At 70.7% G+C, this 19,434-nt stretch carries 14 protein-coding genes and 3 pseudogenes; 12 read left to right on the top strand and 5 right to left on the bottom strand.

What is annotated here, in order from left to right; all coding sequences use genetic code 11:
* The first annotated feature begins 4 nt into the window (after nucleotides 1–4).
* The 5 genes from LNW72_RS39215 to LNW72_RS39235 all read left to right on the top strand — a co-directional run bounded on the left by LNW72_RS39215 (nucleotide 5) and on the right by LNW72_RS39235 (nucleotide 8,881).
* The gene (locus LNW72_RS39215) at nucleotides 5–1,000 is read left to right on the top strand and encodes an ABC transporter substrate-binding protein (RefSeq protein ID WP_250979794.1); all 996 of its coding nucleotides are present in this window, start codon (nucleotides 5–7) and stop codon (nucleotides 998–1,000) included.
* Between the two features lie 251 nt (nucleotides 1,001–1,251).
* A complete protein-coding gene (locus LNW72_RS39220) occupies nucleotides 1,252–3,699 on the top strand; it encodes an FAD-dependent oxidoreductase (RefSeq protein ID WP_250979795.1) in 2,448 nt (815 codons plus the stop codon).
* A gap of 80 nt (nucleotides 3,700–3,779) precedes the next feature.
* Nucleotides 3,780–5,024 carry a sarcosine oxidase subunit beta family protein gene (locus tag LNW72_RS39225; RefSeq protein ID WP_250979796.1) on the top strand — a complete coding sequence of 415 codons (1,245 nt, stop codon included), beginning with the start codon at nucleotides 3,780–3,782 and terminating at the stop codon, nucleotides 5,022–5,024.
* A 13-nt stretch (nucleotides 5,025–5,037) separates the two neighbouring features.
* Entirely contained in the window at nucleotides 5,038–8,283 is a 3,246-nt protein-coding gene (locus tag LNW72_RS39230) for a sarcosine oxidase subunit delta (protein ID WP_250979797.1), read from the top strand.
* Entirely contained in the window at nucleotides 8,276–8,881 is a 606-nt protein-coding gene (locus tag LNW72_RS39235; RefSeq protein ID WP_250979798.1) for a sarcosine oxidase subunit gamma, read from the top strand. The genes LNW72_RS39230 and LNW72_RS39235 overlap by 8 nt, the downstream gene beginning before the upstream one ends.
* Nucleotides 8,882–9,030: 149 nt before the next feature.
* Here the strand turns inward: LNW72_RS39235 and LNW72_RS39240 are convergent, their stop codons facing one another.
* Entirely contained in the window at nucleotides 9,031–10,890 is a 1,860-nt protein-coding gene (locus tag LNW72_RS39240; RefSeq protein WP_250979799.1) for a serine/threonine-protein kinase, read from the bottom strand.
* A 254-nt stretch (nucleotides 10,891–11,144) separates the two neighbouring features.
* Here LNW72_RS39240 and LNW72_RS39245 point away from each other — a divergent pair, with 254 nt between their 5' ends.
* A complete protein-coding gene (locus tag LNW72_RS39245) occupies nucleotides 11,145–11,690 on the top strand; it encodes a DM13 domain-containing protein (RefSeq protein WP_250979800.1) in 546 nt (181 codons plus the stop codon).
* 70 nt (nucleotides 11,691–11,760) lie between these two features.
* Here LNW72_RS39245 and LNW72_RS39250 read toward each other — a convergent pair whose 3' ends face one another.
* Nucleotides 11,761–12,138, bottom strand: coding sequence for a MerR family transcriptional regulator (locus LNW72_RS39250; protein ID WP_250980477.1), 378 nt, complete (start codon nucleotides 12,136–12,138; stop codon nucleotides 11,761–11,763).
* A 117-nt stretch (nucleotides 12,139–12,255) separates the two neighbouring features.
* Between LNW72_RS39250 and LNW72_RS39255 the strand changes: the two genes are divergently transcribed.
* Complete coding sequence (locus tag LNW72_RS39255) at nucleotides 12,256–13,329, top strand: alkene reductase (RefSeq protein ID WP_250979801.1); 1,074 nt, start codon at nucleotides 12,256–12,258, stop codon at nucleotides 13,327–13,329.
* Between the two features lie 307 nt (nucleotides 13,330–13,636).
* On the opposite strand, the gene LNW72_RS39260 is transcribed toward LNW72_RS39255, so the two are convergent.
* Nucleotides 13,637–14,002 (bottom strand): hypothetical protein, encoded by a 366-nt coding sequence (locus tag LNW72_RS39260; RefSeq protein WP_250979802.1) that lies wholly within the window; start codon nucleotides 14,000–14,002, stop codon nucleotides 13,637–13,639.
* A 75-nt stretch (nucleotides 14,003–14,077) separates the two neighbouring features.
* Here LNW72_RS39260 and LNW72_RS39265 point away from each other — a divergent pair.
* Together LNW72_RS39265 and LNW72_RS39275 are read left to right on the top strand one after the other, a co-directional pair.
* A pseudogene (locus LNW72_RS39265) lies at nucleotides 14,078–14,263 on the top strand (helix-turn-helix domain-containing protein); the annotation flags it as partial.
* Nucleotides 14,264–14,641: 378 nt separating this feature from the next.
* Complete coding sequence (locus LNW72_RS39275; RefSeq protein ID WP_250979803.1) at nucleotides 14,642–15,094, top strand: lamin tail domain-containing protein; 453 nt, start codon at nucleotides 14,642–14,644, stop codon at nucleotides 15,092–15,094.
* A 134-nt stretch (nucleotides 15,095–15,228) separates the two neighbouring features.
* On the opposite strand, the gene LNW72_RS39280 is transcribed toward LNW72_RS39275, so the two are convergent.
* Both LNW72_RS39280 and LNW72_RS39285 read right to left on the bottom strand, forming a co-directional pair.
* The gene (locus LNW72_RS39280; protein ID WP_250979804.1) at nucleotides 15,229–16,035 is read right to left on the bottom strand and encodes a TIGR04222 domain-containing membrane protein; all 807 of its coding nucleotides are present in this window, start codon (nucleotides 16,033–16,035) and stop codon (nucleotides 15,229–15,231) included.
* Nucleotides 16,036–16,282: 247 nt separating this feature from the next.
* Entirely contained in the window at nucleotides 16,283–16,705 is a 423-nt protein-coding gene (locus tag LNW72_RS39285) for a MarR family transcriptional regulator (protein ID WP_250979805.1), read from the bottom strand.
* A gap of 163 nt (nucleotides 16,706–16,868) precedes the next feature.
* Here LNW72_RS39285 and eno point away from each other — a divergent pair, with 163 nt between their 5' ends.
* From eno to LNW72_RS42210, 3 genes and pseudogenes are all read left to right on the top strand, one after another.
* Nucleotides 16,869–18,176 (top strand): phosphopyruvate hydratase, encoded by a 1,308-nt coding sequence (gene eno, locus LNW72_RS39290; protein ID WP_250979806.1) that lies wholly within the window; start codon nucleotides 16,869–16,871, stop codon nucleotides 18,174–18,176.
* 240 nt (nucleotides 18,177–18,416) lie between these two features.
* Nucleotides 18,417–19,012, top strand: a pseudogene (locus LNW72_RS39295) (GNAT family N-acetyltransferase).
* Nucleotides 19,013–19,039: 27 nt separating this feature from the next.
* Nucleotides 19,040–19,371, top strand: a pseudogene (locus LNW72_RS42210) (carbohydrate ABC transporter permease); the annotation flags it as partial.
* Between the last annotated feature and the right edge of the window lie 63 nt (nucleotides 19,372–19,434).

Below are 19,434 nucleotides of genomic sequence, written 5' to 3' on the forward strand. Positions count from 1 at the left end.
ACACATGGCAATACACCTCGTCGCGGGTACCCGTTCCGCGAGATGGCGCGCCGGCGCCGCCGGACTGACGGTACTGGGTCTGGCTCTCACCGCCTGCGGCGGTGCCAAGGTCGGTGACACCCCCTCCGACGCGGGCGCCAGCTCGGGCGGCGGCAAGTGCGGCACCTTCAACCTCGCCGTCAATCCGTGGGTCGGCTACGAGGCGGACGCGGCGGTCGTCGCCTACGTCGCGGAGCACAAACTCGGCTGTACGGTCAAGAAGAAGGACCTCAAGGAGGAGGTCGCGTGGCAGGGCTTCGGGACCGGTGAGGTCGACGCGGTCCTGGAGAACTGGGGCCATGACGACCTGAAGAAGAAGTACATCACCGATCAGAAGACCGCCGTCGCGGCCGGCCCGACCGGCAACAACGGGGTCATCGGCTGGTACGTACCGCCGTGGCTGGCGAAGAAGTACCCGGACATCACCAGTTACAAGAACCTCAACAAGTACGCGTCGCAGTTCAAGACCTCGGAGTCGGGCAGCCATGGCCAGCTGCTGGACGGCGACCCGTCGTACGTCACCAATGACGCGGCGCTGGTGAAGAATCTGAACCTGAACTTCAAGGTGGTGTACGCGGGCAGCGAGACCGCGCTCATCCAGGCCTTCCGGCAGGCCGAGAAGAAGCAGGAGTGGATCCTCGGCTACTTCTACGAGCCGCAGTGGTTCCTCTCCGAGGTGCCGCTGGTCAAGGTCGATCTGCCCCCTTACAAGGAGGGCTGCGACGCCGTCGCGGCGGCGGTCGCCTGCGACTATCCCGTGTACGACCTGGACAAGATCGTCAGTACCAAGTTCGCCGCGTCGGGCAGTCCTGCCTACAGCCTGGTCAAGAGTTTCTCGTGGACCAATGACGATCAGAACCTCGTCGCGAAGTACATCGCCGTCGACAAGATGTCGGACGAGGCGGCGGCGAAGAAGTGGGTCGAGGCCAATGGCGACAAGGTGGCCGCCTGGCTGAAGTGACCTGTCGGGTGGCGGGAGAAACGTTCCGCCGGCGACCTCCCGGACGACGTCCGGGGGAGCCCCGCCCGACTCCCGGCGTGACGCGCGCCGACGCGAGCACACCGCAGTGCCCGGAAGGCTGTCCGACAGCCCTCCGGGCACTGTCGTTTGCCCCCTTGACACCTCCCGGAGGGACCGGCACATTGAGTTGCGCAACCTGAAGCTTGTTGCGCTGAAAGCAACTCGGACTGCTTTAAGGCGGAGGTGCGGCGATGGCGGGACCCCGAGTGGTCATCATCGGAGCGGGCGTCGTGGGAGCGGCGCTGGCGGACGAACTGTCCGCCGCGGGCTGGACCGACATCACAGTCGTCGACCAGGGCCCGCTCCCCGCCACCGGAGGCTCCTCGTCGCACGCCCCGGGTCTGGTCTTCCAGACCAACTCCTCCAAGACGATGACCGAACTCGCCCGCTACACCGTCGAGAAGCTCTGCTCCCTCGACGTCGACGGCCAGCCCTGCTTCCTCCAGGTCGGCGGCCTCGAAGTGGCGACCACGGCCGACCGTCTCACCGAACTCCACCGCCGCCACGGCTGGATCACCGCCTGGGGCGTCGAAGCCCGGCTGCTGAGCCCCGAGGAGTGCGTCGAACTCCACCCGCTCGTCGACCCCTCGCGGGTCCTGGGCGGGCTGCTGGTGCCCACGGACGGCCTCGCCAAGTCCGTGCTCGCGGTCGAGGCGCAGATCCGGCAGGCGAAGGAGCGCGGGGTCCGCTTCCTCGCCCGCCACGAAGTCCTCGACGTACTGCAGAGCGACGGAAGAGTCAGCGGCGTCCGCACCGACCAGAGCGAGATCCCCGCCGACATCGTCGTGTGCTGCGCCGGCATCTGGGGCCCGAAGATCGCCCGCATGGTCGGCATGAACCTCCCGCTCACCCCGCTCGCCCACCAGCTCGCGTGGACCGGCCCGGTGCCCGCCCTGGAAGGCCAGACGGAGGAGGCCGTCCGCCCGATCCTGCGCCACCAGGACGCCGACCTCTACTACCGCGACCGCTTCGACCGCATCGGGATCGGCTCCTACGGCCACCGCCCGATGCCGGTCTCCGTCGACGACATCCGCTCGGTGCAGGCAGCGGACGCGGCCGACGGGATGCCGTCGGTGCTGAAGTTCACCGAGGGCGACTTCGCGGACGCCTGGACCGAGACGCAGTCCCTCCTCCCCGCCACCCGCGAGGCCAAGATCGAGGAGGGCATCAACGGCCTCTTCTCCTTCACCACCGACGGGCTTCCCCTGCTGGGCGAGTCACCGGAGGTGAAGGGCTTCTGGGTCGCCGAGGCCGTCTGGGTCACCCACTCCGCCGGCGTGGCGCGGGCCGTCTCCGAATGGCTGGTCGACGGATACTGTTCCTCCTTCGACCTGCACGAGTGCGACGTCAACCGGTTCGAGCCGCACCAGCTCGCCCCCGAGTACGTCCTCGCCCGCGACTGCCAGAACTTCGTCGAGGTCTACGACATCCTCCACCCCCTCCAGCCGCCGGGCACCCCGCGCCCGATCCGCACCAGCCCCTTCTACGGACGGCAGCAGGAGCTCGGTGCCGTCTTCCTGGAGGCGAACGGCTGGGAGCGTCCCCAGTGGTACGAGGCCAACGCCGCACTGGTCGAGGGCCGTTCCATCCCCACCCCCAACGACTGGGCCGCCCGCTACTGGTCCCCGATCGTCGGTGCCGAGGCCCAGACCACCCGCGAGACCGTCGCCCTGTACGACATGACGGCCCTCAAGCGCCTCGAAGTGAGCGGGCGCGGTGCGGCGGCGTTCCTGGAGCGGCTGTCCACCGGCAAGATCGACAAGTCCGTCGGCTCGGTGACGTACACACTCCTCCTGGACGAGGACGGCGGCATCCGCAGCGACGTCACGATCGCCCGTCTCTCCCGGGACCTCTTCCAGGTCGGCGCGAACGGCAATCTCGACCACGACTGGTTCACCCGGCACCTCCCGGCCGACGGCTCGGTCGCCGTCCGCGACATCACCCCCGGCACCTGCTGCATCGGCCTGTGGGGCCCGCTCGCCCGCCAGGTCCTCCAGCCGCTGGCCGACCGCGACTTCTCCAACGAGGGCCTGAAGTACTTCCGCGCCCAGCGCGCCCACATCGGCTCGGTGCCGGTCACGGCGATGCGGCTGTCGTACGTCGGAGAGCTCGGCTGGGAGCTCTACACCACGGCCGATCACGGCCTGAAGCTCTGGGACACGCTGTGGGCCGCCGCCCGGCCGCTCGGCGGCATCATCGCCGGCCGCGGCGCCTTCAACAGCCTGCGCCTGGAGAAGGGTTACCGGTCCTTCGGCACCGACATGACCTACGAGCACGACCCCTACGAAGCCGGCGTCGGCTTCGCCGTCAAACTCGACAAGCCCGACTTCATCGGCAAGGCGGCCCTCGAGCGTCGCAAGGCGGCGGTGAAGCGCCGTCTGACCTGCCTGACGATCGACGACCCGTCCGCCGTCGTCATGGGCAAGGAACCCGTCTACGACGGCGGCCGCCCCGTCGGCTACGTCACCAGCGCCGCCTACGGCTACACGATCGGCAAAGGCATCGCCTACGCCTGGCTCCCGGCCGAACTGGCCGAGCCGGGGCGTGAGCTGCACATCGGCTACTTCGACCGGCGGGTGGCTGCGAAGGTCGCGCAGGAGCCCCTGTTCGACCCGAGCATGTCGCGCCTGCGCGGCTGAGGGGCTGCCGTGTTCACCCGCGAACCCCGGGCTCCGTACCCGATGCCGGCCCGCACCCGACGACGAGACGGAGCAGCCCGATGAGCCAGCGCGAGCGTCCCCGTACCCCCGGTGCCGATCTCCCCGAGCACCCCGACTGGCTGTGGCGCACGCCCGAGCCGAAGAAGTCGTACGACGTCATCATCGTCGGCGGCGGCGGACACGGCCTCGCCACCGCCCACTACCTGGCCAGGAACCACGGCATCACCAATGTGGCGATCCTGGAGAAGGGGTGGCTCGCGGGCGGCAACATGGCCCGCAACACCACCATCATCCGCTCCAACTACCTCTGGGACGAGAGCGCCGGGATCTACGAGCACGCGCTCAAGCTCTGGGAGGGCCTGGAGGAGGAGCTGGACTACCCGATCCTCTTCTCCCAGCGCGGCGTCCTCAACCTCGCCCACAGCCTCCAGGACGTGCGCGACAGCGTCCGCCGCGTCGAGGCCAACCGCCTCAACGGCGTCGACGCCGAGTGGCTCGACCCGCGGCAGGTCCAGGAGGTCTGCCCGATCGTCAACATCTCCCCGGACGTCCGCTACCCGGTCATGGGCGCCACCTACCAGCCCCGCGCCGGCATCGCCAAGCACGACCACGTCGCCTGGGGCCTCGCCCGCTCGGCGGACGCCGCCGGCATCGACATCATCCAGAACTGTGAGGTCACCGGCATCGACATGGCCGGCGGCCGGGTGATCGGGGTGCGGACCACCCTCGGCCCGATCGCCGCGGGCAAGGTCGCGCTCTGCTCGGCGGGCCATTCCTCGGTCCTCGCCGCGATGGCGGGCTTCGAGGTGCCGCTGCAGAGCCACCCGCTGCAGGCGCTGGTGAGCGAACTGCTGGAGCCCGTCCACCCCACCGTAGTGATGTCCAACGCCGTGCACGTCTACGTCAGCCAGGCGCACAAGGGCGAGCTCGTCATGGGCGCGGGCATCGACTCGTACAACTCCTACACCCAGCGCGGCGCCTTCCACATCATCGAAGAGCAGATGTCCGCCGCGCTGGAACTCTTCCCCGTCTTCGCCCGCGCGCACGTGCTGCGCACCTGGGGCGGCATCGTCGACGTCAGCCCCGACGCCTCACCGATCGTCGGGCTGACCCCGGTGGACAACCTGTACCTCAACTGCGGCTGGGGCACCGGCGGCTTCAAGGCCACCCCCGGCGTGGGCTGGGTCTTCGCCCACACCATCGCCCACGACACCCCGCACCACCTGAACGCCCCCTTCTCGCTCGACCGTTTCACCACCGGCGCGCTCGTCGACGAGCACGGCGCGGCCGCGGTAGCCCACTGAGGAGCCCGAAACCATGCTGCTCATCCCATGCCCCTGGTGCGGACCCCGTGACGAGGCCGAGTTCCACTACGGCGGTCAGGCACACCTCGCCCACCCCGAGGACCCCTCGGCCCTGACGGACGAGCAGTGGGCCCGCTACCTCTTCTTCCGGGACAACCCCAAGGGGCCCTTCGCCGAGCGCTGGATGCACTCGGCGGGGTGCCGCCGCTGGTTCAACGCGGTACGTGACACGTCGACGAACGAGTTCATCGAACCCCGTTGCGGGCAGACCGTTCCGCGTGGCGAGCACAGCGCGAGCACCGGCCCGCAGCCGACGACGAAGCCTCGGGGCGCAGGGGCGGAGCCACCGGTTTCGGGAAGCGGCGCAGTGGGGGAGACCCAGCCGTTCCGGCTCGCCGCCGGCGGCCGCATCGCGCGCGGCGGCCGGCTGACGTTCACCTTCGACGGCGTCGACTACGAAGGCCATCCCGGCGACACCCTCGCCTCCGCCCTCCTCGCCAACGGCGTCATCCGGACCAACACCAGCATCAAGCTCGGCCGCCCCCGTGGCATCTTCTCCGCCGGCGTCGAGGAGCCCAACGCCGTCATCCAGATCGAGGAGCCGTTCCCCGAGCCGATGCTCCCCGCGACGACCGTCGAGCTGTACGACGGCCTCGTGGCGACCGGCCTCCCCGGCCGAGGACGGCTCGCCACCGAGCCCGACCCCGCCCGCTACGACGCCGTGCACACCCACTGCGACGTGCTGATCGTCGGCGCGGGGCCGGCCGGACTGGCCGCGGCCGCTGCCGCCGCCCGCGGCGGCGCCCGCGTCATCCTCGCCGACGACCAGCCCGAGCTGGGCGGCAGTCTCCTCAGCACCGGCCAACTCCCCTCCTGGCCGGGCGAGATCGAGGCGCTGCTCGCAGCGGCCCCGGACGTGCGCGTCCTGCGCCGCACCACCGTCTTCGGCTACTACGACGACAACCACCTCCTCGCCGTGGAGCGCCGCACCAACCACCTCGGCGCCCACGCCCCCGACAACGTCTCCCGCGAGCGGGTCTGGCGGATCCGGGCCCGCCGGGTCGTCCTCGCCACGGGCGCCCACGAGCGCTCCCTTGCCTTCGCCGACAACGACCGCCCGGGCGTCATGCTGGCCGCCTCGGCCCGTAGTTACGTCAACCGCTACGGAGTCGTCCCGGGGCGCAGGGCCGTCGTCTTCACCACCAACGACAGCGCCTACGCCGCCGCCCGGGACCTCGTCGCCGCGGGCGTGGACGTCGTGGCGATCGTCGACACCCGCAACGAACCGGGGCCGCGGGTACCTGGTCTCGAAGTCCTGGCGGGTCACGCGGTCACCGGCACGCAGGGCGGGGACCGCCTCACCTCGGTCACCGTCGCGCCGAACGGATCGGAAGGGCCGGAAGGGCCGGAAGGGCCGGACGGATCGCAGGGATCGGACGGATCGCGGGGATCGGTGGGATCGGGCGGGTCCGGTCCACCGCAGCGCGAGTTCACCGCCGACCTGCTCCTGGTCTCCGGCGGCTGGAACCCCGTGGCGCATCTGTTCAGCCAGGCCGGCGGGACGCTCCGTTACGACGACGCCCTCGGCTCCTTCGTCCCCGACAGCTGCCGACAGGCGGTCGAGGTGGCGGGCTCCGCCAACGGCGTCTTCGACCTGGCCGCCGTCCTCGCCGAGGGTGCGGCCGCCGGAGTCCGCGCGACCGAGGCGACGGGCCACCCGGCAGAGGCCTCCCAACTCCCCTCGGTGGCAGCCGAACCGGCCTCGTCGCCCGCGCACGTCCACGTGGTCCCGGGCGCCACCGAGGCGTCGAGCTTCGTCGACCTCCAGCGCGACGTCACCGTCGCCGACCTCGTCCGGGCCACCGGCACGGGCATGCGGTCCGTCGAGCACACCAAGCGCTACACCACCGCAGGCACCGCCAACGACCAGGGCAAGACCTCCGGCGTGCTGGCCTCCGGCACCGTCGCCCACCTCCTCGGTGTCGACATCTCCGCCCTCGGCACGACCACCTTCCGGCCCCCGTACACCCCGGTCTCCTTCGCCACCCTCGCCGGCCGCGACCGGGGCGTCCTCCACGACCCGGCCCGCATCACGGCCCTCCACCCGTGGCACACCGCTCACGGTGCTCGCTTCGAGAACGTCGGCCAGTGGAAGCGCCCGTGGTACTACCCGCTGTCCGGTGAGGACATGGAGACCGCCGTCCTGCGCGAATGCCGTGCCGCCCGCGAGGGCGTGGCCTTCATGGACGCCTCCACCCTCGGCAAGATCGACGTCCAGGGCCCGGACGCCGGGGTCTTCCTCGACCGGATCTACACCAACATGATGAGCACGCTGAAGGTCGGCATGGTCCGCTACGGCGTCATGGCCCGCCTGGACGGCATGATCTTCGACGACGGCACCGCCATCCGCCTCGCCGACGACCGCTACATCGTCACCACCACCACGGGCAACGCCGCCGCCGTGCTGGACTGGATGGAGGAGTGGCTGCAGACCGAGTGGCCCGACCTGCGGGTCCGCTGCACCTCCGTCACCGAGCAGTGGGCCACCGTCGCCCTCGTCGGTCCCCGCTCCCGCGCGGTCCTCGGCGGCCTGGCCCCCGGCCTGGACGTGCAGAACGACAGCTTCCCCTTCATGGCCTGGCGCGACACGACCGTCGCGGGCATCACGGCCCGGGTCTGCCGGATCAGCTTCTCCGGCGAGCTGGCCTACGAGATCAACGTCTCCCCGTGGGACGCCCTCGCCCTGTGGGAGGCGCTCGACGAAGCGGGGACCCCGTACGGGATCACTCCGTACGGCACCGAGACCATGCACGTCCTGCGCGCGGAGAAGGGCTACCCGATCATCGGCCAGGACAGCGACGGCACGGTCACCCCGCAAGACCTGGGCATGAGCTGGGTCGTGTCGAAGAAGAAGCCGGACTTCGTCGGCAAACGCTCCTACACCCGCGCCGACACCCTCCGCCCCGACCGCAAGCACCTCGTCGGCCTGCTCCCCGAGGACCCCCGCGCCTTCCTCCCCGAGGGCACCCACCTCGTCGCCGACAGCGTGCTCCCGGCGCCCCCCGTTCCGATGCTCGGACACGTCACCTCCAGCTACCGCAGCGCCGCCCTCGGCCGGACCTTCGCGCTCGCCCTCATCAAGGGCGGCCGGGACCGCATCGGCGAGCGGCTCTACGCCCCCGTCGGCGACCGGCTGATCTCGGTGACCGTCGCCAGCCCCGTCCTCTACGACCCCGAGGGAGCCCGCCGCGATGGCTGAGACCGCCACCCGGACCACCCGCCACAGCCCCCTGGCGCACGCCGCCGACCGCTTCGCCGCCGCCACCCGCACCTCCGGCGGTGACCTCCGCCTGGCCGAACTCCCCTTCCTCGCCCAGCTCAACGTCCGCCTCGACCCGAAGGGCCCCGCCGCCGACGCCGTCGGCCTGGCCCTCGGCCTCCCGCTCCCTCTCGAACCCGACACCGCGGTACGGGCCCGTGATGCCGTCCGTGACCTGGCCGTCCTCTGGCTGGGACCCGACGAATGGCTCGTCGTCGGCCGGCCGGGCACTCAGCAGGGCCTGGAGACCCGGATGCGTGCGGCAGTCGGCGACGAGGCCGCCGCCGTCACGGACGTCTCCGCCCAGCGCACCACCCTGCTGGTCGCCGGCCCCCGAGCGGGCGACCTGCTCTCCCACGGCTGCTCCCTCGACCTGCACCCCCGCGCCTTCGGCCCCGGCCGCTGCGCGCAGACGACGCTCGCCCGCGCGCAGGTCGTACTCGTAGGCCGGGAGCGGGGCTTCTGGGTCCTCGTCCGTTCCTCGTTCGCCGACTATGTCGCGGACTGGCTCCTCGACGCCGCGACCGAGTACCTCTGAGAACGGGACCCCGGAGCCGGGACACCGGGCGGGCCGTGCCCACCGGCTCCGGGGCGACCTGCGATCAGTGACGAAGGGTCAAGCACGCCGGGCGACCCGCTGCGTCGGCCTGCGATCCAGGGGAGTCCCGCTCTCGTGCGGGGCGGCGGTCAGGTCTTCCGCACGAACTCTGACGGTTCCGCGTCCGCGTCCATGCTGTACAGCAGCAGATGGCCGTCGCGGCCGACCGTGAGGAAGATCGCCGAGGGCTCGCGGCAGCCCTTCCCCGACCCCGCGGTGTAGGTCGGCGGGCTCAGTGCCAGCACCGGGGACACGGCGCCGATGGCGAAACTGCTGTCGCAGAGCTGCTCCGAGCCGTCATCCATGCCCGCGTTCTCCGACAGCCGCACCAGGCGGCCACCGACCGGGCCCTGGGTGATCGCCATCATCGCCTTCTCCCGATAGGTCACGTTGGCCGGCACCCACACGCCTACGTACTGGTCCGGCACCGCGGCCCCTCCGCCGGCCGACCGGTAGAAATCGGCCGTCCGGCCGCCGGAGGTCCACACCAGCACGTCCCGTGACCGCACCTTGAGGGTCTGCTGGGACAGCGGTTTGCAGCGCCCCTGCGGCACCCCCGCGGTCACCTGGCCCGCGCCGACGACCAGGGTGTCGGCGTCGGTGGAGACCAGCTTGCTGCGCCCGGTGCACTGCAGATCACGGTCGGTGTCGATGTACGCGGCGACCTTGTCGCCAGGCCGCCCTGGTGAGATCTCCAGCCGCAGTACCCGCTTCGGCAGATCGGAATTGCCCTCGACCACGCCTTCCCAGGCGCCGACGAAGTCGGCCGGGACTCCCGGCCCGGTGCTCGGTGACGCCGACGTCGAGGCCGGCGCGGAAGCTGACGGTGCGCCGCCCGCCCCGGGGTCCTTCTCATCGCCGTCACGCAGGATCAGTGCAGTGCCCGTGGCCACCGCGGCGAGCACCACCACTGCGGCGAGCAGTGACCGCCACCGCCGCTTGGACCGCGTCGGCGCTGTCGAGTCCTGCGGCGGTGTCTGCGCGGCGAGTACCACCGGCGGTGTGTCGGAGGCGCGTACCTGCGGTGGCTCCGCGGGGGATACCTGCGGCGGTGTCTCGGCGGTGAGGATCCGGGCGGCGAGCCGGCCGAGTTCGGCCAGCAACTCTGCGGGCAGCCACGGCCTGTCCCCGTCCGCTTCGGGGATGCGGACGGCGAGTTGTTCGGCTGTCGGCCGCTGCCGCGGGTCCTTGTCGAGACAGGCGGTCACCAGACCGGTCAGGGTCTGCGGCACCCCGGTGAGGTCCGGCTCCTCCTCGGCGGCGCGGAACATCAGCGCGTGCGGCCCCAGGTCGGCCGAGCCGAACGGCAACCGCCCCGTCGCGGCGTACACCAGCACGGAGCCGAGGCTGAACACATCGGCGGCCGGCGTCACGGGCTGCCCGCGCACCTGCTCGGGTGACATGAAACCGGGCGAGCCGAGCACGACCCCGGTGGAGGTACGCACGCTGCCCGCCGCGGTGTCGAGCGCCCGGGCGATGCCGAAATCGATGATGCGCGGGCCGTCGACGGTCAGCAGGATGTTCGACGGTTTGAGATCGCGGTGGACCAGGCCCGCGCTGTGGATGGCGGCCAGCGCACGGGACAGCCGCCCGGCCAGGGCATGCAGTGTGGCCTCGGGCAGCGGCCCGTAGCCCGATCCGACGACCTGATCCAGTGCAGGTCCCGGCACGTACTCGGTGGCCACCCACGGTGCCGCGGCCTCGGTATCGGCACCCAGCACCGGCGCCGTCCCCTCGCCGCCCACCCGGTGCAGCGCGGCGACCTCCTGACGGAACCTGGCCCGGAACTCCGGAACTTCGGCCAGCGACGCCTTGACCACCTTCACCGCCACGGCCCGCCCGCCCGCGGAACGTCCCAGGAACACCTGGCCCATACCGCCGGCACCCAGCCTGCCGATCAGCGTGAAGTCCCCTATCCGCCGCGGATCCCCCGGTTCCAGGACGTACATCCGTGCCCCACTCTCCCCGTTCGCGTCAGCTCGCTCTGCGCAGCGGCGACACTACCGGTTCCTACTCCTTCGGCTCCCAGGCACGGAGCAGGTCGATCAGGTGATCGGCGGCGACCGTCGACGCCGTACGGAATCCGCCGACCACGTAAGACTCTCGTCATCAGCGTGAGCGCGCATCAGGGTCCCTTGTTCCGCTTAGCTGGATGACACGAGGGGTCCGACCTCTTCCAGGAACGAGAGAGGGAATCAGCATCATGCGCGCGGTCACCGCACTGCTCACTTTTCTGAAGAAGCCGCTGGGCATCGTGCTGTCCGGCGTCGCGGTGCTGCTGCTGGCGGTGGGTCTGTACTGGTTCCAGCCGTGGAAGCTGTGGGTGGACGAGACGGTCAACGACGCGCTGCCGACCACCGCCCCCGCCAAGGCCGACGGTGAGCGGGCGACGCCGTCCGTCCTCGCGACCGGCGAGCTGATCAGCCACGAGCACGCCACGAAGGGTTCCGTACGCATCCTCCAACTCGCCGACGGGAAGCGGACGTTGCGCTTGGAGGGCCTCGACACCAGCAACGGCCCCGACCTCCGGGTCCTGGTCACCGACGCGCCGGTGAAGAAGGGCACGGCGGGCTGGCGGGTCTTCGACGACGCGAAGCACATCAGTCTCGGCAAGCTCAAGGGCAACAAGGGCGAGCAGAACTACGATCTGCCGGCCGAGGTCGACCTCGCCGTCTACACCAGCGTCAGCATCTGGTGCGACCGCTTCGACGTCTCCTTCGGTGCGGCGGAGTTGAAGCGCGCGGCGTGATTCGCCGGTCGACCGGGCGCCACCAGGTCAGGGTCCGATCCGGGGAGGCCATGGCCGCTGGGGATGGCGGTCAGCCGGCCGTGGTCGTCCCCACGTTTTCCCGGTGCGCCCGAGCCGTGGCCATCAGTGCGTCGAGCGTGGCCCTGGTCCGGACGAGGTCGGCGATGTGCGTGGAGAGCCGCTCGCGCTCCAGCGCCATCCGCTCCAGCGCGGCGTCGGAGTTCTCCTCGCTGGGTGTGTCGACGCAGGGCAGCAGCTCGGCGATGGTGCGGCTGGACAGGCCCGCGGCGTACAGCCGCTGGATGAACGTGACCCGCTCGGCCTCGCCGTCCGTGTAGTGCCGCTGCCCGCTGGGACTGCGGGTGCTGGTGAGCAGCCCCTGTTCCTCGTAGTAACGCACCGACCGGACGCTGACGTTGGCCCGTGACGCGAGCTCCCCGATCCGCACAAAGCCCTCCTGGCTGAGTTCTGCGTCACAGACCCTTGCCTCTGACATCGGTGTGAGGTTTTAGCGTAGCCGTCGTGCCCGATACGCGGGCACGGTGGAGCACGAAGGAGTCCTGACGTGACGACCCTTTTCACCAGCTACCGGCTCGGCGGCCTGACGCTGCCCAACCGGGTGGTCATGGCCCCGATGACCCGGGTCCGGGCCGCCGCCGGAGGTCTGGCGACGCCGTCGATGGCGGCCTATTACGCCCAGCGGGCCACCGCCGGGCTGATCGTGAGCGAGGGGGTGCAGCCGAGCGTGATCGGGCAGTCCAACCCAGGTACGCCGGGACTGCACACCGACGAGCAGGTCGAGGCATGGCGTCCCACGACCGCTGCCGTCCACGCCAACGGCGGACGGATCTTCGCCCAGCTCATGCACGGCGGCCGGGTCTCGCATGCCGACACCACCGGCCTGCAGCCGGTCGGGCCCTCGGCCGTCCCCGCCACCGGTGACGTGTTCACCCCGACCGGGCTCCAGCCCGCGCCGATGCCGCGTGCGCTGGACACCGCCGAAGTGCCCGAGCACGCGCGGTCGTACGCCGAAGCCGCCCGTCGCGCCATCGACGCCGGCTTCGACGGGGTGGAACTGCACGGCGCCAACGGCTATCTGATCTCACAGTTCCTCTCGTCCAACGCCAACCTGCGCACGGACCGCTACGGCGGCCCGATCGCCCATCGGATCCGGTTCGCCGTCGAGGCCGTCGCCGCCGCTGTGGAGGCCGTCGGCGGGGACAGGACCGGCATCCGACTCTCACCGGGCGGGACGTTCTGGGGAGTCGAGGAGACCGAAGTCCGCGAGCTCTACACCGCGCTGCTGGCCGAACTGGCGCCCCTCGGACTGGCTTATGTGCACCTCGAAGCCACCGCCGACGAAGAGGTGCTCGTCGCCCTGCGCCGGGCGTGGCCTGGCACCCTCGTCATGAACCCCGTCCTTCCGATGGGACCGAAGCAGACCAGCCGGGACGACGCCGACCACTGGCTCGGCCTGGGCGCCGATCTCATCAGCTTCGGTCGCGCTTTCCTCGCCAACCCCGACCTGGTCGAGCGGCTGCGGGGCGGGCTTCCGATCGCCCCCGTCGACGAGGCCACGTACTTCCAGGGCGGTGACGCGGGCTACCTGACCTACTCGGCCCACCAGTACGCGGCCTGATTCCCGGCTACGGCCGACGAGCGTAACCGGCGCGGGCGGCGGTGCTCGGCCTCATCCACGAGCACCCCGCCGGCTGCCCGGCCCTCCTTGTACGCACCAGCCGCGAAGTTCGACTGGGTGAACGACCGCTTCGGCGTCTCCTGGCAGCTGAACCTGCCCGAGGGACAGTGACATGGCGCAGCGGCCGTTCTCAGTCGCCTCGCTGCTCGCCATCCCCGCCATCCCCGCCATCGCGTCCCCGTGGGGCAGACGACTGCGGACCGCGGCGTAGCACCACGGCGACTCGGGACGAACGTCTACGGCGTACTCATGCGCCCTCGTCGTCCGGGGCGTGCGGGATGTCGAGTCCGGCCACATCATGGCCGAGGTGCCGCAACCCGCGGGTGACGAGATCGGCCTCCTGCCAGTGCCGGGCGTACTCCTTCCGCAGGTCCTCCAGACCGGTGACGTACAGACCGCTGGGCTTTTCGCCGACCTGGTCCCAGGCCGCCTGCGCGGTCGCCTCGGCGATGCTGTCGTCGGTGGTCCCCGTGACCTGCCATCGGCTCAGCTGGTCCGCGGCGCCGGACGTGCCGGCCGCCACCTGTTGATCCAGATACCCGCCGACCGCCGTCCGGGCGGCCGCAAGCGCGTCCGGCGGTCCGTTCGCGGTGTTCTGCGACGGATGCGTCATACCTCCAGAATAACGGTGATGATCCTGTAGTGCCCTGGCGGCGGCCACAACGGGCCGGACAGCAGCCCCGGACGCCGGCTGCTGGACCGGCGGATCGCCGCCACCCGGGCGCTGCTGGAGGAGACCGACCGGCCCGTGGAGACCATCGCGCGCCGGGCCGGCCTGTCCTCGGCCGTCAACCTGCGCCGACGCTTCCACGAGTCCCTGCGCACCACGCCCGCCGCCTACCGGCGCGCCTTCCGCGTGGACGAGGCCGGGTAGGGGGCTCGAGTGCGACCCGGTCGTCCTCATCGGGTTACCGCCGTCGTTTCGTTCGACGGTTTTGGCGACGTTGTATCGGGTGGCGGGCGTTCGACGCCGGCGTCCACGGCCGTCCCGGAGGCAAGCCCACCTGGGGCCCACCCGCCCATGCTGCACTGCAACGCCTCACCGCATCGGTCGACCAGCGGTCGAGCACCCCGGCGGGAGCTGAAGAGACCAGTTGAGCATCGACTCCAGGCGAATCGCGGCCCCGCCTGCGGCAGCACCCCGCCCGTGTAGCGGGACGGTAACAGCGCGCAATGGGAGGGTGAGAGGCGCCTATGCTGAGCGTTCCGTGCGATGCCATAGGCATCGCGCCCGGATGATCGGTGCCCCCTCATGTCTCGATTTCGCTCTGTTGCCGCTGTGTCGGCGGCAGTTGCCGGGTGTGCCACGCTCCTGACGGCCGGTCCGGCCCAAGCGGTCGGCTCCGTGCACTTGTACAAGGTCTACTACGACTCGCCAGGCTCGGACCTCGGCGGCAACGCCAGCCTCGACGCCGAGTGGGTCCAGCTGAAGAACTCCACCGCAACATCGGTCAGCCTCAAGGGATGGACGCTGACGGACGCCTCCAACCACCGCTACACCTTCCCCGCCGTCACCCTCAAGGCCGGTGCCATCGTGGCCGTCCACACCGGCAAGGGCACCAACAACAGCGCACACCTCTACCAGGGCCGCGCCGCCTACGTCTGGAACAACGACAAGGACACCGCCACCCTGCGCCGCTCCACCGGCAGCGTGCAGAGCGCGTGCTCCTACAACTCGACGAAGGTCGACTACAAAGTCTGCTGACGGGCCGACGGCAACCGTTCCCCCGTAACGCAGATCGCGGGAGGACGGTCATCGACCTGGGGGAGTGGCTGTTGGACGTCAACGGCCACTCCCGTGGCGGCGGTTGGATGCTCGCGTCTGCCGGCGTCGCTGCGTTAGGTCCCCGAGTCGTAGGGTCCGTAGTCCTCAAGTCCGATGAAGGGTTCCGTGGTGACCAGTTCGTACAGGTTCGGGTGTTGGCTCTTGAGCACCTCGTACCCGAAGAGGGCCACGGCGGTGGCCAGCAGGTCCGGAGTGAAGCTCCGGTAGTGGGGTCTGTGCTCCGGACGCAGCGCCGAGTGGCGTTCTCGCGCCTGCCGGAGGAGGCTCATTCCCACCTGAGTCGTGCCGTCCGGATCCAGAGGTGCCCTCACCAGGCCGTACGTGCTGTACAGCATGATCACCGCGGCTGCGACGATCAGCGCGGCCGACCAGAAGCCGTCGAGAAGCAGTTCCGTACCGGCGACCGGAGCCGCGCCCCACGCCACGATGGCGGGCCATCGTGACCAACGCTCCTGGGGATGTCCGTGCCCCTTATGGAGCAGATTCTGGCGCTGTAGGTTCGCGGCCAGTTCTGTCGCTGATGTGTCGATCCGGGGAGTGTCGGTATCCGGCTGGTAGTAGACCCGGTAGGACGGGTTCAACCGTCGCAGCGAGAGCGTGTCCGAGGCCGCCACATGGATCGCCTGAGCCAACGGCCAGCTTCCCGCAGGTAGCGCGGTCGCTGCGCTGAGGTCGGGGTACTCGGCGATCGCGCCACTCTGGCACAGCCACGCGAGGCTGGCCCGCATGGCCCCAACCGAGCCGTCGGCCAGATACCCCAGTTCAGCCGGGTTCAACGCCAGATCGGCATCGGGCGCCACGGGTAGCGCGGCCTCAAGTTCGGCAAGCCGCCGAGCGATCCTCGCCTGAGCCTCTCGCACCGCCCGCCTGCCCCTCGCCGCTCGGCGAGCCAGGCCAGGACACAGCACACCAGATACACGCCGAGGCCGACAGCCCAGGTCCAGTGGTCAAAACCCAACCCGACGCGCATATCCGAAGTGTGTTGGACGGGAAGCGGGAAGCACAAGGCATCTGAGTGTGCCGGTACCTCCCGGAGGAGACGGCCACCACGAGCGTCCCTGCTCCACCACGGCGACCGAGGTGCGGCCACCGTTGCCTGTCGGGGAACTAACGTGTGGCGAGCCGCTCCAGCAGGGCGGCGCTGAGTGCCAGCAACGTCTGCTCCTCGTCCGTGAGTTCGGCCTCGATGGCCTGCGCGAGCCAGCCGACCCTGCGGCCGCGTTCCGCTTCGAGCGCGGCCCGGCCCGCGTCCGACAGCTCGACCAGCGACTTTCGGCCGTCTGTGGGATGCGCCCGGCGCGTGATCAGGTTCTGTTCCATGAGAAGCCCCACCGCGCGGGCCATCGACTGGGGCCGTACGCGCTGATCGGTGGCGAGGTCGCTGGTGGTCATGGCGCCGTCGCGGTCGAGGGTGCCGAGCACGGCGACCTGGCCCAGCGGGATGCGGTCCTCGTGTTTGACGCGTCGGGTGAGCTTGCCCATCGCGGTGCGCAGTTCGGCGGCGATGGCGGCGGCTTCCGGGGTGGGCATAGGGCACTTTACCCCGTTGGTCAGCAAAGCTGCGCACCTGGCCTGTACAGCAATGCTGTACAGCAAAACTGGGCAGCATTGCTGTATGGTTTGGTGTTGTCGGGCTCAGCGCCAGCGCTGTCGCAGCCGGGGCCACGGCACACGACAACGGGAAGGACCTCCCATGTCCGCAAAGGCAGCCGGAACCGTCGACGCCGCCATCGAGACCGTCACCGCCCGCCGGATCATCGACAGCCGGGGCAACCCCACGGTCGAGGTCGACGTCGTCCTGGCGGACGGGTCCCTGGGGCGCGCGGCTGTCCCCTCCGGCGCCTCCACCGGTGCCCGGGAGGCCGTGGAACTGCGCGACGGAGACCCCGCGCGCTGGCACGGCAAGGGCGTCGACCGCGCGGTGGCCCACGTCAACGGGGAGATCGCGGCGTCCGTGCGCGGCCGGGACGCGGCGGACCAGGCGGGTCTCGACGCCGCGCTGGTCGCCCTCGACGGCACCGCCACGAAGTCCCGGCTCGGCGCCAACGCGATCCTCGGCGTCTCCCTCGCCGCCGCCAAGGCCGCCGCGGCGGCCCACCGCCAGCCCCTCTACCGCTACCTCGGCGGCCCGGACGCTCACCTGCTGCCGCTGCCGATGATGAACATCGTCAACGGCGGCGCCCACGCCGACAATCCGCTGGACTTCCAGGAGTTCATGATCGTGCCCGTGGGCGCGGACACCTTCGCCGAAGCCGTTCGCATGGGCAGCGAGGTCTTCCACACCCTGCGCCGCGATTTGCTGGCCGCCGGACACTCCACGGGCGTCGGCGACGAGGGTGGCTTCGCGCCCGCGCTGCGTACCGCTGAGGAGGCGCTCGACTTCGTGATGGCCGCCATCGAGCGCACCGGCTACCGCCCCGGCACGGACATCGGCCTGGTCATGGACCCGGCGTCGTCGGAGTTCTTCCGCGACGGGGTGTACGACTACAGGGGTGAGGGGGTGCGCCGCACCCCCTCCGAGAACGCCGACTACCTGGCCAAACTCATCGACACCTACCCGGTCGTCTCCATCGAGGACCCGATGGCGGAGAACGACCTGGACGGCTGGCGCGAGCTGACCGCCCGCGTCGGCGACCGCTGCCAGCTCACCGGCGACGACGTGTTCTGCACCAATGAGACGCTGCTGCGCGAGGGCATCCGCACCGGCGTCGGCAACTCGGTCCTGGTCAAGGTCAATCAGATCGGGACCCTGACCGAAGCGCTGACCGCGGTGGCCACGGCACACCAGGCGGGCTGGACGGCTGTCATGTCGCACCGCTCGGGCGAGACCGAGGACACCACCATCGCGGATCTGGCGGTGGCGACCGGCTGCGGTCAGATCAAGACCGGCTCGCTCTCCCGCTCCGACCGCACGGCGAAGTACAACCAACTCATCAGGATCGAAGAGGAGTTGGGCGACGCGGCGCGCTTCGCGGGCCGCTCCGCACTGCGCCGGGTGTGAACAGCGGGCAGAGGTAGTGACCATGCGGGCTCCCGATCACGATCGGGGGCCCGCTCGCGTGCCGTGCGGCGCGCAGCGTCCGGTGAGGTGGGGCGGCCGGCTTGACGGCACGGGGTCCGCCGGGCCGCGTCTCTGACAGGAGTGGCTGCAGGCCCGTTGGCGAAGGTGGGGCTCCGGCCGGTGGGTCGACCGGTCCGTCGGCCTTGATCGCTGCCGAGCCTGCTGGTTAGGTTGGCCGGCATGACTGAGCTCGGACCCGTCGCCTGGCCACCTGCCCCGATCAGGACCGAGCGGCTCGTACTCCGCGAGCCCGAGGCCCGGGACCGTCCGGCGTCCATCGAGCTGTTGGCCTCGCCAGCGGTGGGCACCTACCTCGGTGGCCCCGAGCGCGTGATGAGCTCGAGCGCGCGGTGCCTGAGGTGCCCAGACGGCGCCCCGGCCTCTTCGTCATCGATCTCGACGGAGCGATGATCGGCATGGTCACGCTCGATCGGCGCGACGCGGAGCGTCCGGGCCACGTCCGTCCGGATGGCGGGGAGGCCGAGCTCGGCTACATGTTCCTGCCGGAGGCGTGGGGATGCGGGTACGCCGCCGAGGCGGGCGCAGCGGCGCTCGACTGGTTCGCCGGCGCGCTTCCCGGCGAGCCGGTGGTGCTCTGCACCCAGACCGCCAACGACCGCTCGGTGCGCCTCGCGGCGAAGCTGGGGTTCACCGAGGTGGGGCGGTTCGAGGAGTTCGGCGCCGAGCAGTGGTTCGGCGTGTGGTCCTCGGCCGGTGCCGACAGGGCTGACAACGCCGACAATGTGGGCAGCGCTGGTAGCGCCGAGAGCGACTAGCGGGTGCGCGAAGGGAAACGACCGATGCTGGAGGACGCGGCCCGTGTCGACGGCCTCGGCAGATTCGGTACGTTCTTCCGGGTCGCGCTGCCGCTGGACCGGCCGGCGCTGGCCGCGGTCGCGATCATCTCCTTCCTCCAGTCGTGGAATCTCCACCTGGAGCCGGTGGCGTATCTGTCCGACCGCAGCCTGTTCACCCTGCCGCGGCGCTGACGCAGTTCGTCGACAACTACGGCGGCCCCATGTGGAACGTCCAGTTGGCCGCGGCCACGATGTCGGCGGTTCCCGTCCTGATCGTGTTCGCCTTCGCCCAGCGGCACTTCGTGGAAGGGCTCGCCCAGACGGGACTGAAGGGCTGAGGAGAGCGTCGACCCCTGGTCGGCGACGCTTGGCGACGGTAGCCGCCAATGTCGTTGGGACGG

Source organism: Streptomyces sp. RKAG293, from assembly GCF_023701745.1.
In the GTDB taxonomy this organism is placed as follows: Bacteria; Actinomycetota; Actinomycetes; order Streptomycetales; family Streptomycetaceae; genus Actinacidiphila.

Coding starts and splice junctions, on each gene's coding strand:
- LNW72_RS39260 (WP_250979802.1), bottom strand. CDS start 14,002: ATGACGCATCCGTCGCAGAACACCGCGAACGGACCGCCGGACGCGCTT.
- LNW72_RS39225 (WP_250979796.1), top strand. CDS start 3,780: ATGAGCCAGCGCGAGCGTCCCCGTACCCCCGGTGCCGATCTCCCCGAG.
- LNW72_RS39230 (WP_250979797.1), top strand. CDS start 5,038: ATGCTGCTCATCCCATGCCCCTGGTGCGGACCCCGTGACGAGGCCGAG.
- LNW72_RS39215 (WP_250979794.1), top strand. CDS start 5: ATGGCAATACACCTCGTCGCGGGTACCCGTTCCGCGAGATGGCGCGCC.
- LNW72_RS39275 (WP_250979803.1), top strand. CDS start 14,642: ATGTCTCGATTTCGCTCTGTTGCCGCTGTGTCGGCGGCAGTTGCCGGG.
- LNW72_RS39220 (WP_250979795.1), top strand. CDS start 1,252: ATGGCGGGACCCCGAGTGGTCATCATCGGAGCGGGCGTCGTGGGAGCG.
- LNW72_RS39235 (WP_250979798.1), top strand. CDS start 8,276: ATGGCTGAGACCGCCACCCGGACCACCCGCCACAGCCCCCTGGCGCAC.
- LNW72_RS39245 (WP_250979800.1), top strand. CDS start 11,145: ATGCGCGCGGTCACCGCACTGCTCACTTTTCTGAAGAAGCCGCTGGGC.
- LNW72_RS39240 (WP_250979799.1), bottom strand. CDS start 10,890: ATGTACGTCCTGGAACCGGGGGATCCGCGGCGGATAGGGGACTTCACG.
- LNW72_RS39285 (WP_250979805.1), bottom strand. CDS start 16,705: ATGCCCACCCCGGAAGCCGCCGCCATCGCCGCCGAACTGCGCACCGCG.
- eno (WP_250979806.1), top strand. CDS start 16,869: ATGTCCGCAAAGGCAGCCGGAACCGTCGACGCCGCCATCGAGACCGTC.